General features: G+C 60.1%; 9 protein-coding genes. All 9 read right to left on the minus strand.

Going from position 1 to position 13170, the window contains the following annotated elements; all coding sequences use genetic code 11:
- Nucleotides 1-260 precede the first annotated feature (260 nt).
- Complete coding sequence (locus tag ACG3M1_RS02275; RefSeq protein WP_227402143.1) at nucleotides 261-707, minus strand: hypothetical protein; 447 nt, start codon at nucleotides 705-707, stop codon at nucleotides 261-263.
- 10 nt (nucleotides 708-717) lie between these two features.
- Nucleotides 718-1047, minus strand: a complete 330-nt coding sequence (locus ACG3M1_RS02280; RefSeq protein WP_303143880.1) for a hypothetical protein — start codon at nucleotides 1045-1047, stop codon at nucleotides 718-720.
- Nucleotides 1048-1071: 24 nt separating this feature from the next.
- Entirely contained in the window at nucleotides 1072-1320 is a 249-nt protein-coding gene (locus ACG3M1_RS02285; protein WP_395814832.1) for a hypothetical protein, read from the minus strand.
- Between the two features lie 98 nt (nucleotides 1321-1418).
- The gene (locus tag ACG3M1_RS02290) at nucleotides 1419-2471 is read right to left on the minus strand and encodes an ArdC family protein (RefSeq protein ID WP_395814836.1); all 1053 of its coding nucleotides are present in this window, start codon (nucleotides 2469-2471) and stop codon (nucleotides 1419-1421) included.
- A gap of 177 nt (nucleotides 2472-2648) precedes the next feature.
- The gene (locus ACG3M1_RS02295) at nucleotides 2649-3437 is read right to left on the minus strand and encodes a class B sortase (protein ID WP_395814839.1); all 789 of its coding nucleotides are present in this window, start codon (nucleotides 3435-3437) and stop codon (nucleotides 2649-2651) included.
- A gap of 119 nt (nucleotides 3438-3556) precedes the next feature.
- Nucleotides 3557-4111 carry a hypothetical protein gene (locus ACG3M1_RS02300; protein WP_395814842.1) on the minus strand — a complete coding sequence of 185 codons (555 nt, stop codon included), beginning with the start codon at nucleotides 4109-4111 and terminating at the stop codon, nucleotides 3557-3559.
- 75 nt (nucleotides 4112-4186) lie between these two features.
- Nucleotides 4187-11917: a VaFE repeat-containing surface-anchored protein gene (locus ACG3M1_RS02305; RefSeq protein WP_395814845.1), complete on the minus strand. Its 7731-nt coding sequence runs from the start codon at nucleotides 11915-11917 to the stop codon at nucleotides 4187-4189.
- Nucleotides 11918-11967: 50 nt separating this feature from the next.
- The gene (locus ACG3M1_RS02310; protein ID WP_303143897.1) at nucleotides 11968-12600 is read right to left on the minus strand and encodes a hypothetical protein; all 633 of its coding nucleotides are present in this window, start codon (nucleotides 12598-12600) and stop codon (nucleotides 11968-11970) included.
- 28 nt (nucleotides 12601-12628) lie between these two features.
- Nucleotides 12629-13114 carry a hypothetical protein gene (locus ACG3M1_RS02315; protein ID WP_129980621.1) on the minus strand — a complete coding sequence of 162 codons (486 nt, stop codon included), beginning with the start codon at nucleotides 13112-13114 and terminating at the stop codon, nucleotides 12629-12631.
- Between the last annotated feature and the right edge of the window lie 56 nt (nucleotides 13115-13170).

Raw genomic sequence — 13170 nt, forward strand, 5'->3', positions numbered from 1 at the left:
CCGAACCCCGCAAGGGACGCGTCCCTTGACCCGTATCTCGGGTTTCACCCGAACCCATCCTCGCCGGAGGGCAGGGAAAGCAGGAGGCCTCCTTTCCTTTACCAAAAGGATTTCCCGTGAGCCTCCTGTAAACGGGCTTTCGCGGCATATCCTCGCCAAGACTCCGGTATTCCACGCTCCCGTTGACAATGGCTCCGCGCCGATTGATGGCAGGAAAAAGCCCCGGTTTATAACCGAGGCCTCAGATTATTGCTAATTTATCATCGTTCGTTTTCTTGATGATATGCTTGGTCTTCACGAGATGCTTCCAATGCCCTCGAAGATTCCCGCATGGCATGAGCTTCGTCCTTGAGCCGTAAAGGCTCCGAGTGACTGACATCCGGTTCCTCAATGTCTTTGCCATTGCCGAGATGTTCCAGTACGTCGTGACGCTTACCGATTTCGGTGAGCGTTGCTACTTGAGCGCAATCCTTGAACCACGGATATGTCTTCTGCAAACCCTCCAACACCTTGTACGCTTGCAAGTAGGACATTCCATGAATGGATTCGTAGCCGGAATATTGGGTGTGCTCGAAGCCGTTCGCTTCCATGAAGGCCTGTATCTTGCCCCATGCGCTTTTGTAGCCCGTCTTACTTTCAGATGGATAAAGGGATTTCAACCTATCTTCATCCAAATCGAAATGGAATGCTTTTCTACGATTTGCCATGGCATATCACTTACGCATAAAGGCATTGAGGGTCGGTCTTGCGGAAGACGTCAAGGCAGTCGATGGCATCGGTGTCATCCTCGAAGGCGACGAGCGACTTGACGTTTCGCATGACCCATTTCGCATTGGAGAGCATGGAGAGCGCGAGGCATTGTGATTCCACCTCATCGCCGACCTTCGCCTTCCATGTCCCATGCCCGATGCGGGTGACTCCGTATTTCTCCACATTCCTGCCGACGTAATCGTACAGGGTCTCGATGTCATATCCGTTGCGCTTCGCCTTCTCCTCGTCAAACTCGATGGTGAAGCTCCACGGTATCGGTTCAATCACTTTAAACATATGTTTCTCCTCCTGATGGTGTAATCAACTTAGTAAAGAGAGGATGCAGCCGACACATACTAGGATGGCGACCATCGTGAACAAGCCGCGTGTCGCCCATGTTGCAGCGACTTCCCTTACCGTCTTGATTTGCGGAAACCGGATAGCGTAATAGATGACGGCGAAGAAGGGGGCGAATATCTGGAAGAACATGCCCAGCATGAACCACATCGCCTTCCAGTCCTTTGTGAACACCGGCACCTTGTAACCGCCCTCAATCGTGCGATATTTCATCCTACTTCACTCCTCTCGTAATCCCTTCCTATATCTAAAGGTTGATAGCTTTCTACACTACTATTATACTACATTTCAGCCATTTCCACAACTGTTTTCTACCGCGCGGAGACCGCGATTTCAGGCGCTTTGGCCTGCTCATCATGGCTCTTCGCCGCGTCCTTCATGGCTGTGACTTCGCCCTTGAGGGACACCTTCTCAGGTGCGCGTTCCACGTCGCGGTCGCGGCGCTTTTCCAAGACATCGTTGTAGCGCCCGATGATGAGGGTGCCCGCCTTGTCGGCCTTTGCCGCAGCCTTGAACAGGTAGGATGGGTCGTCTTCCAGCGCGTGCATCCACGATTGCAGGTAGGAGACGTGGTTCTCGTAGTGCGCCCCCTCGTAATCGACGCTCTGGATGCCGAGGTCTGCGGAGAGGAAAAGGGAGCCGAGTTCGGCCACAAGCTCCTCCTGCGCGTACTCGGGACTTCCGAAGTCAGTGTTGCAGCCGCGATTGAGGGCGGATGGGTGCCCGGTCGAATGGGTCATCTCGTGCAGGAGCACGCGGGTGAACGTCTCATCCGATAGGAAGGTCTCGCGCGGGGCGATGAGGATGCGGTCGGAGCCGGGGGCGTAACCGGCGCTCCCCTGATAGCGCATGGATTCCACGATGGGGCAGCGGGAGGAGAGGATGAGGTCGTCCGCGATGGCGGCGGTGCGGTCGCTCACATGCTCCGGTACCGGTGGGGCGGGGATGCCCTCGATTTCGCTTGCGTTGAAGACGTTCCAGTAGCCGACGCAGCGCAGGTAGTGGCCGGTGACCTCCTTCTCACCCGTGTCCTCGTTCTCCTCCTTGATGGAGAACTCGCGCCATTTCTCGATGAGGGCGGCTTTGGCACCTTTCTTCAGATGCCAGCCGCTATCGCGAATCTGGTTGAATGTGCACCAGCGGTTGTCCGTGAACCCGCGCATGTAGCCCACGAAACCGAGGTGGAAACGGTTGCCGCCCTGATACACCGTGCCTGATACCGGGTTGTGGGGGCTGAGGGAGGGGATGTAGGGTTCCGACCAATGGAGTCCGTCGCGCTTCATGTCCTCGATAATCTTCTCGACCACGAGCGCACGTTGCTTCTCCACGATTTCAAGCGACTTCGATTTCTTCTGCTCTTTCATTTCAGTCCTTTCCGCGTCAGCTGTTGGCATCATTATATCAACGCGCATGGACGGCGACCCGATGCTGATTTTCAGAAGGTTGCAAGAAAAACGACCCCGCAGAATCGCGTCTGCGGGGCGTTGAGAGGGTCGGGCCTATGCTGATGCCAGCCGTATGTCGGATTGCCGCCAGAAGGCTCAGGATGCGTCTGGTGCGATTTGCGTATTTTCGGCTTGATTCTTGGCCGTTTCTTGCATACTCGTGACGAGGACGGTGCGCTCGTTATCGACCCAGATGTTGTAGGAGCAGGTGACGAGCGAGATGACCTGTTCCGGCTCCGTCTCGGCATCGAGCACCATGGCGGCGTTCTCACGAGATTCGCCGTACCATGCGCGGAAGTCCGACTCGCCCTCGAAGTCGATGCGCTTGTTGCGCTCGCGCCCGTTGACTATCTGCGCGAACCGCGCCTCGTAGGTCATCTTCGCGGTCGGGGTCTGGATGAGCACGCGGGCGTGCTCGCGGGCGAAGTCTTCGTCCTTGTAATCGGCGACGGTACCCATTGGGGCCACCTTCTTGTCGTTCCAGAAATGATGTCCCAAGATGACGGCGTTGCGGCTGGACAGCCCCAGTTCCTCGCAATCGGCATCAAGGTAGATGGCACCGGCTGGGTTGTAGTTGCCGTACACGTCGTGCTTGAGGTAATAGCCGGGGGCGTCTCCATGAGCTTGAAGGATGGGGGAGTCCACGGTGGTGCCGGGAATGGTGACCCAGCCGATGACATCCGGGTTGATGTCCTGCCAGTAATCCCAATCGACCGCAGGAAACCCATCGCCGTCCTCCACCGTGGACTCGTGAGCCGCGTCTGGCGAGGGCGGTGTATGCGCCGCCTGCCTGCAATAGAGGAGGAAGGCGAACATCGCTGCGGCGCTCAGCAGGAATACCGCCGATGCCGCGAAAGCTATGCGCGATTTCGTTCTCTTCTTCAATTCCGTTCACCTCCTAGCTTCTAATCATATCATCCGTCGTTTTGGCTTTTGAATCGCCTCCATGAGAAAGACCCGGCACCCCGATTGCAGGATGCCGGGTCTTGAAAAGGAGAGGGTCGCTACTCGGCAGTCGCCGGTTTCTCCTCGCCGCAGAGCGTGCAGACGAGCTTGTCCGGCACGGACTCATCGTAGGCCGGGGAATCGGTGACCTCGCGTGTGAAGCCCTCGCTCACCAGCACCTCGCCGGTGATGGGCACGTTGGTGGAGTACCCGGAGTGACCGGTGTCCTTGATATGCGCATCGGCGATGCCGTCGATGGTCTGCTGGCAGTCGTTGCACACGGTGTGGTAGCTGGTCTTGGTCTCGTAGACCGGTGGGACGTTCTCGGTGTGGGTCACCGCGTCGTGATGCACCGTCTTGTAGGTGACCGTCCAGTCGTGCTCGCAGGGCTTCTCGCCATCGACTTGCTCCTGTTGGCCGGTCGGGGTGCCGGAGCCGGGAGCTGCGGGCGTGCCGCCCTGCCTGCCGGACAGGTAGATGCCGCCGGTGATGAGACCGGCGACGAGCAGGGCACCCGCCGCGATACCGACGAGGATGCGACGCTTGGCCTTGGCCTCACGGTCGGCGGGGGTCTGCGGTTTCTCTCCGTCGTTCAGACGGTTCTTGTCATCCATGGGTGTCCCCCTTTCTGGGATAGGGCGGGCGCTCCCCATTTACATGGACGGAGCGCCCGCAGCATGTGCAGTGGGTTAGGCCTCGGAGTCGCCCGAGACATCCCCGTTGTCAGTGTCGCCGCCTTCATCGACTGCGGCATCCTCGGCCTTCGCGGCGCGGCGGTTCTTGATGCCGTAGTAGGCGCAGCCGCACGCGAGCACGGCGAGTGCCGCGATGGAGACCACGATGAAGAAGTCGTTGCCGCCGGTCTTGCCGAAGAACCCGCCGGGAGGCGTGGTGGTCACGGTGACCGTCTGCCCCTCATCGTCGATGTCCTTGTGCTCGGCGACCAGAACCTCGGTGGCCTCGTTGCCCTGCTCGGTCTGCTTGTACAGCTCCTCGAACACCACGAGGTCGTGGCCGTCGAGGGAGGAGGCGTCGAACTTGCCGAGGTCGATGTCGATGGTGCCGTTCTGGCTGTTGGGCGTGAACTTGAGTTCGGCGGTGACGTGCTGGTCGTTGATGGACAGCATCTCGCCGGTCTTCTTGTCCATAAGCGTCGCCTTGAGGGTGTATTCCTTGCCCGGAATCAGGCCCTCGTAGGTCACGCGGTCGGTGATTACCGCATCCTTACCGGCCATCAGCGTGTGGTCGCCGTCGGACTTGTCCGTGGCGGTGGTGCCGATGACGGTGGGCACGAGGTTCACGGTCTGCTCCTCGGAGTCGAGGTCGCATTCGGAGGCGACGATGACGGGGGCGGAACCCTCCTCATCCGCGACCGCGTTCTTGGACATGACCTCGAACACCACGATGTCCTTGGTCTCGCCGCCGAGGCGGTCGATGACATCGTTGGCGTTGAAGTGGAAGTCCATGGTCACGGTGCCGTCGTACTTCTCCGGGGTGAACTCGGCGGTCTGGTAGACCAGATGGGAGATGAGGTCTTCGTTGTCGGCGATGAACTTGCCGAGGGCATCCATGTCGATGGACACCGGCAGCTCGCCGGTGGCGGAGTAGTTGAGCACGATACCGGAGTCCTTGAGCACGGCCACGTCGGAGACGGCTTTCTTCTGCTCATCGGTCAGGGCATCGTAGCCAACCTTGCCGGATGCGTCCACGGTGGCGGAGGTCAGGCCGTCCTCATCGGTCTCATAGGTGGTGTCGATGACCTCGAAGGTGCCGTCCGCATGGACGCGCACGGTCTGGGACTTCTTCACCGAACCGTCCTCGGCGGTCTCATCGGAGACCACGATGTCGGCGATACCCTCATCCTCATCCTGCGCGGAGAGTCCGAGCACGTCGAGGAGCTGCTGCATGAACGCCGCGACATCCGCCTCGGTGTACTTCTCGCTGCCATCGCCCGTGAGGATGGGAAGGCCGGTCTCGGCATCCATGAGGATACCGGTCATGGTGTAACCGATGCCGGTCAGGGCGTTCTCGTAGGCCACATCATCGGTGATGGTGGTCTCCGCATCCGCGATGACGTTCTTGTCCCCATCGAGGCCGTCGGTGGCCGTGGTGGAGATGCCCGTCACATGGGCGGTCGTGGTCTGCTTGCCGTCCTCGATGTCGGCGTGGGCCACAAGCTCGACGCCGTTCTTCTCAAGGCTCTCGAATGCGACCATCTCGGTGTCCTGCGGAATGCCGGTGGAGTCGAAGGTGAAGGTCACCTCGACCTTGCCGTCGCTCTTCTCGGGCGTGAAGGTGGTCTCTGCGGTGACGGGCTTGCCGTCCACCTCAAGAGCCTTCTCCGTGACGTTGCCCTCCTCGTCGGTCACCTTCACATGGAGGCTGCCCTTCAAGGTGTAGGTCTTGCCGGGGATGACGTTCTTGTACTCCACGGTGTCGATGACCGTGGTCTTGCCGTCGGTCACGACGTTCTTGTCGCCGTCATGGCCGTCCAGCGCGGTGGTGCCGATTTGCGGACGGGTGACCGTGGTGGTCTGCTTGCCGTCCTCGATGTCCGTATGGCTGGCGATTTCAACACCGGTGCGCTCAAGGGACTCGAAGACCACGATGTCCGTCTTGTCGGCGATGGTGCGGGAGTCGAAGGTGAAGGTCACCTCGACCTCGCCGCTGGCGGTCTCAGGCGTGAAGGTGGTCTCAGCCGTCACCGGCTCGCCATCCACCTCAAGAGGCTCCGCCGTGAGGTTGCCGTCCTCATCGGACTTCTTCACCTGCATGGCACCCTTCAAGGTGTACTCCTTGCCGGGGATGAGGCCGGAGTATTTCACGGTGTCCACGATGACCGTCTCGTCATCGGTGACGATGTTCTTGTCGCCGTCGATGCCGTCCAGTGCGGAGGTGGTGATGAACGGGTGCTTGACCGTGACGGTCTGCGCCTTGTCCTTGATGTCCGCATGGGCGGCGATTTCAACGCCGTTCTTCTCAAGGGACTCGAAGGCCACGATTTCCGTGTCGTGGGGGATGGTCAGGGAGTTGAAGTGGAACACCACATCGACCTTGCCGTCGGCCTTCTCGGGCGTGAAGACGGTCTGGCCCGTGACGGGCTTGCCGTCCACCTCAAGAGGTTTCTCCGTGACATTGCCCTCCTCATCGGTCACCTTCACATGGAGGGTGCCCTTCAAGGTGTACTCCTTGCCGGGGATGAGGCCCGTGTACTCCACGGTGTCGATGACCTCGGTGGAGTCATCGGTGATGACGTTCTTGTCGCCATCCGCGCCATCCACGGCGGTGGTGCCGATTTCAGGATGGGTCACGGTGACGGTTTGGTTCTTATCGTCGATGTCGGCGTGGGACGCAATCTCAGTGCCGGAGCGTACAAGGCTCTCGAAGACCACGATGTCCGTCTTGTCCTCAAGGTCGCGGGAGTCGAAGGTGAAGGTCACCTCGACCTTGCCGTCGGCCTTCTCGGGCGTGAAGACGGTCTGGCCCGTGACGGGCTTGTCGCCCACCATCAGGGGCTTGCCGTTGCTCTTGGAGTGGAGCTTGCCGTTCAGGGTGTACTCCTTGCCGGGGACGAGGTTCCGGTACTCCACGGTGTCGATGACCGTGGTCACATCGTCCACGACCACATCCTTGTCGCCGTCGATGGCATCGCGTGCGGAAGTAGAGATTGCCGGGGCGGTCACGGTGACGGTCTGGTTAACGTCCCCGATGTCCTCATGGGTCGCGAGCACGTTGCCGCCGCGCTCAAGGGACTCGAACATGACCAGCTCGGTGCCGGGTTCGATGTCGCGGGAGCTGAACCGGAAGGTCACGTTGGCGGTGCCGTCGGACTTCTCGGGGGTGAAGGTCGTCTCCGCCTTGACGGGCTTGCCGCCGACCTCAAGGGGCTTCGCCACGGGCTTGCCATCTTTCTCGGCCTTCACCTGCATGGAACCCTTCAAGGTGTACTCCCTGCCGGGTACGAGGTTTTCGTATGCCACGGTGTCGATGATGACTGTTTCGTCGTCAGTGACGACGTTCTTATCCTTGTCGATACCGTCCAGCGCCGTGGTGGAGATGCGAGGGTTGCGGACGGTGACCGTCTGCCCCTCATCCTCGATGTCGGCGTGGGACGCGAGTTCATGGCCGTCGTGCTCAAGGGACTCGAACGCGACGAGGTGCGTCTTGTCCTTGAGAGAGAGGGAGTCGAACGTGAAGGTCACGTCCACGGTGCCCTCGGCGCTCTCGGGCGTGAAGGTGGTTTCAGCCGTCACGGGCTTACCGTCCACTTTCAGAATTTCCTCGGTGACCTTGCCCTCATCATCGGTCTTCTTGATGTGCAGGGTGCCCTTGACGGTGTACTCCTTGCCGGGGATGAGGTTCTTGTAGGCCACACGGTCGGTGACGGTCGCCTTGTCGTCAGTCGCCACGTTCTTGTCGCCGTCCGCGCCATCCACGGCGGTGGTGCCGATTTCCGGCTCGATGACGGTCACCTGCTGGTTCACGTCGGACTTATCGGTGTGCTCAGCGATGAGGGAGCCACCATCATCGTACAGCTTCTCATAGACCGTGATGGTCTTGCCGCCGAGGGCGATGGTGTCGATGGTGAACTCCACGACCTCGAACCCGGTGGGGGACTGGGCCGTGAATCGCTTCTCCACGGTGATGGGGTGGCCGGAGGCGTCGAGCAGGACATCGCCGGTCGCGGAGTCGTGAAGCTCCGCCGTCAGCTTGTAGTCGCGGTTCGGGAAGAGGTTGGCGTAGGTCACCTTGTCGGAGACCTTGACCTCCCCCATGCCGACGAGGGAATCGCCGTCCATCGGGTCGTAGGCCTTGGTGGTGATGGACGCCTTCACGTCGGTGAGGGTGCCGAAGTCGTACACCTTGCCGTCGCGGCTCACGATAACCGTGGTCTCGATGAGCTGATAGCCCTCGTTGGCGGTGCAGCGCAGCTCCTCGATGAGGTAGGTGTCGTAGGGCAGTGCGCCCTTGGAGTCATCCGGCGTGGTGCCGCCGAACCAGACGCCTGCGGTGGCGTCCAGCTTGGAGCTGTCGATGACACCCTCGGCATCAAGCGCCCAGTCGTTGGCGTTAGTCTCATGGGTGTGCTTATTCCAAGAGGAGGCGGAGGAGAAGTAGCCGTTCTCATCCGTCACGACCACATGGCTCTCGCCGGTGGTCTTGGAGGTGAGTTTGAACGCGACGCCCGCGAGACGGTCCTGACCGTCCTCGCCCTTCTTGGTGAACTCAAGGTCGCTGCGCATGACCTGATTCTCGAACGCCCCGTCGAATGGGTTGACCAGAGCGCCGTCCTTGGAGATGCGGAACCGGTGCTCCTCGCCGTCGGTGAGCAGGTAGCCCTCACCGGCCTTGACCTCTTGGATGGAGTAGAGGCCGAAGGGGAGCCACTGCGCGTCGGAGGACGCATGGCCGTCCTCGATGGTGAGGAGGGGCTGGATGACCTGACCCTTGGTGTAGGTCACGCCGCCCACGATGACGGGCTTGTCGTTGAGGCTCTTGACTTGGAACTGGGTCCCGTCGAGGGACGCGCCGCCGAGCGGGTCGCCGGTGCCGGTCTCGATGTCGTGCTTGGTTATCTCCACACCGCCGCGAACGATGTCGTCCTTGGCGTTGAAGGAGTACATCTTACCGTCCTCAGAGACCGTCACTCGCATCTCGTTGGAGGTGTTGAGGTAACCGTCGTTGGTGGCCGTCTCGCGGATGATGTACTTGCCGTAGGGCAGGCAATTCGCGGGGGTCTTCGCAACGCCATTCTTGTCGGTGACGATGTTCTTCACCGTCTGGCCGGGATTATAGCTCTTACCATCGACCGTGACCGCGTTGGGGTTGTCGTTGATGATGGAGAAGGTGATGCCCTCAAGGGACGCGCCGCCCTGCGGGGTCTGCCCGGTCTCAGAGTCGAGCTTCTGGACGGACACACCGCCGCGAATCACCGTCTCCGGGATTTCAGGCATATTAAAAGTCGTGACACCTTCCAGATAGTTGTCCTGAATCTTCTGGAAACTCACATCGGAGTTCAACTTGTAGCCGACAGGAGCTTTGGACTCGTACACGGCAACGGAACCACGAGGCATTGTTGGATTACCGTTGGTATCCAGATAGAACTCATCGCCCGAAACAAAATCATTCTTTGTGAAGTTAGCGATGCCATTGGCATTGGTTCTGAATATCCAAGAACGCGTCGGTTTCACACCGGCCTTCTTGAGGGCATCGTAGTTATCGTAATCCACGGTGTCGAAGTACTCGACGGTGAACTCCGCGCCCTCAAGGGAGGCGGAACCTTGCGGCAGGTTGTTGGCTTTGTACTCCGTATCTCCGTCATACTTACCGACAGCCATGCGCATCGGGTCACCAGAAGGCTTATCACTCACCTGAGTGTTCGTCTGCTGGCCTCCGCGCACCGTGATTTGTTGGTCGGGGGCGGGCAGATAGCCCTTCGGCGGCTTCGTCTCGCGCACCGTGTAGGTGCCCTCGGGAAGCTCAAGGGTGTTGGTGTCGCCGTTGGCGTTGGTGCGCAGCACGCCCATGGACTGACCGGCCGCGTTGTAGACGGTGAATTCCGCACCCTCAAGGGAGTAGCAGTCGTTGCCGTCGGTGATGCCGGGGTTGGCACTGGACTTGTGGATGCTCAGCTTACCGGCGACCACGCGCCAGTCAATCTCGAAGAAGCCCGCACCGGGCTGGGTGTGACTTGTGGGGCAGACAACAGCAACGATTGCCTTACCTGCTGAGACTTGGAACACGCGGAACTGCTGACCGTAACGGTCAGTCCATTCGCTACCATCGCCGTCAACGTCGTTGGGGTTGTTCCAATTTGGATTGCTGTTGAAACTCGGGTCGAGCTGGGTTCCGGCATGGCAGCATAGGAGTGCCAAGTGCATATCATTAGCGATTCTGCCCACGGCAGTATCCTGCGCTGGAATGTCAGCACCGCGCATCAGGCTCGCGCTTGTGGTGTTCAGCTGAGAGAGGTCCACGGGCTGCCAGCCCATGGCCTGTTGAAGGGTCTTGGATTCCCATCTGCCATTGCCCTCGACTGCGGGACGCGTGTACCCGCCCCCCATCCCATAGGAGTTGTAATGATTTACGCCAGTCGTGTAGAAGGTTTGGCCGACCCACGGGGCGCTCTTGAACTCGATTGTCCCGATGTTGTTTATGGACATACGGGGTTCGGGCATACGGAGGAACGAGGCCACGCCCTTGACGAGGTTGTCGGACATCTTGACGCTCATGGCATGGATACCGGCAGGAGCCATGGCGAACTCCAAAGCGCCGGTTGCTGCGTCGTATTCCCACATCTCCATATCAGGGGTGTATTCGATGCCGTTGACCGTCACGCTGTCGATAGTCCGACCGTTGATGGAGTTTCGAGCATCGTCATCGTTTGCGAGCGTCACACGGGTGATGGCGGAGCTGACCGGCACGGAGAGCTTGCCATCATCAGCGACATTACCGGCCACATCGGCGGCGTCGCTATTGAAGTCGAAGGTTGCCACAGCATCCTTGTCGCTTGTGGTGTAGACGAGCTGGATGCGGGAGGTGGAGATGATAGGCTCGCCCTTGTCGTTCTTCTCCGTGTAGGACTTTGGAACGTACACGAGGCCGGTGGCCTCATCCACGATGAACCCATCGCGCATATTCGCATCGGCGTTGTTCTCGGCGGCGAGCCATTCGGTCAGCTTCGCGCCGGAGATGTCGGCACCTGCCCAGCCCACATAGTAATCCGCCTTCGGGTCAACCTCGAATAGCACGGCGTGGGACACGGCCTGCGAGAGCATGGCCTCCCAATGGTCGGACATCCCGTCGCCATCGTCATCCGCCCAGAGCGCGTCAAGCGTGCCCTCGGGAAGTTTGTTTCCGTCGATGACCGTGGTGGTCACGGTCAGCACATCCGCACGGGTAAGCTCATCGCCCTCGCCGACGTACTGGGCATCCGCATGGTCGCGCACGTAGCCCTCCACGCTCTTGACGGCCTTGCCCTCATCGACATCTACCGCCTTGAGGGCGGCGGAGCCGACCGTGCCGTTCTCGTAGAATGTGGAGGTGACGATGGTGTCACCCTCGACTGTGAAGGTGGCCTTGCCCTCCTTCACATCGACGGCCTTGCCGTCCTCCTCACCCTTGAAGACGGTGATGCTGTCGGAGAAGTAGCCTTCATCAGGGGCGACGTTCACAGTGACGTCAGTGCCGACCTCCACGGCCAGCGACATCTCATCGCTCCCATCGAAGGAGAGCTTGCCGTGCTCGGTCTCGGATAGGGAAACCGTCGCTAGTTCAGGCTCGGCTGCATACGCCGCGAGCGGTGTGAACGCGTTCATCACGGAACTTGCGATGAGCACAGCCGACATGAGCTTGGCGGTGATGCGCTTGCCGTCGAGCTTGCGCGACATCCGCTTAATCTTGCCGAAGATATGTTCCATAAGAGACTCCTTTCTGCTTCCTTGATTTTTTTGACTGTTCCTATATATCTCTAACCGAAGTTGTAGCCGCCGATACCGCCCTCGGTATCCACGTCGGCCTCCTCGGTGTCATCTTCGTCCTCGACCTCGATGAATTCGGGGTCTTGGCATAGCTCCGCATCTCGGATGCGGCGGATGGCCGATGCGGTGTAGCCCATGCTCTCGGCCACCTCATCCTCGTCCCATGTCGGATGGGCGTTCGCGAGGTAATCGTAGACCGCCACGGCGCGGCGGTTGATGGACTTGGTGGTCTCATCGGAGTAGCAAAGCTGCTCCTGCGCGAAGAAGCGCTCGCCGTTGATGAGGTCTTCGCCCTCGCGCCACAGCAACTTCTCGCCATCTTTCTTGAGCCACACGATTTCGTCCAGCTCGTCAGGGGAGACGAGCAGCATGGCGCACCCGACCTTGCGCACGGAGGCGGGAACCTCGACCCCCTCCAAGGTCACCTTGCCTTGGGAGGATGCCGGGTTCCCGTCATACCAGTGCTGCACGAGGATGATGCCGTTCTCCTCAAGGGAGCCGAGATAGAGGTTCCAGTCGGTGAGGACGTTCAGCCCCTTGCCGCGATACGGCTCCGGGCACGTCTGCGTGGACGAATCGAACTCCTCGTAACGGTGGCTCTTGAAAAGCACCTCGACCTTCATCTACCGTATTCCCCCCTTCCTTGGACCCTTAACGGGTGTTGGCGTGCTCCTCGGGCGTGTTGTCCCCGGCCAGCTTGGCGGAGGACTCGCGCATCTGCTCGGACTCGCCCTTGAGGGTCGCGCCCTGCTCCTTGGCCGCCTCGCGCTCGGCTGCCTTCTCGGCCTTGAAGCCCTCGTTGGCTGCCTTGAGGCCCTTGACCAAATCCCAAGGCTTGACCTCGTACTTCTTGTACGGGTTCTGCTCATCACCGGCCTTGCCCGTCCAGACCTGAACAGGCTCGTCGGCCTTGAAGCCGATGGTGACCTGCTCGCCGGAGAGCATCTGCTGCTTCATGCGCTCGTTGAGGAACACATCGCAGGAGTAGTGGCCGAGGTCGATTCCATTGACCTTGGTGCCCTCCGGGAAATGGACGTAGGCCTTCTCGAAGGTCCGACCGTCCTTGGCGGTGAACTCGTGCGGCGTGAGGAATGCAGCGGGCATCTTCACGTTGGCGTACTTCGCGTTCTCTGGCATGTCTATCACTCATCCTTTCTGTCCATAGAGTGCCTAAGACACCCTATATTGTATAT

This window comes from Clostridium sp. 10cd* (genome assembly GCF_044336395.1).
GTDB classification, from domain to species: Bacteria; Bacillota_I; Bacilli_A; order Erysipelotrichales; family Erysipelotrichaceae; genus Clostridium_AQ; species Clostridium_AQ innocuum.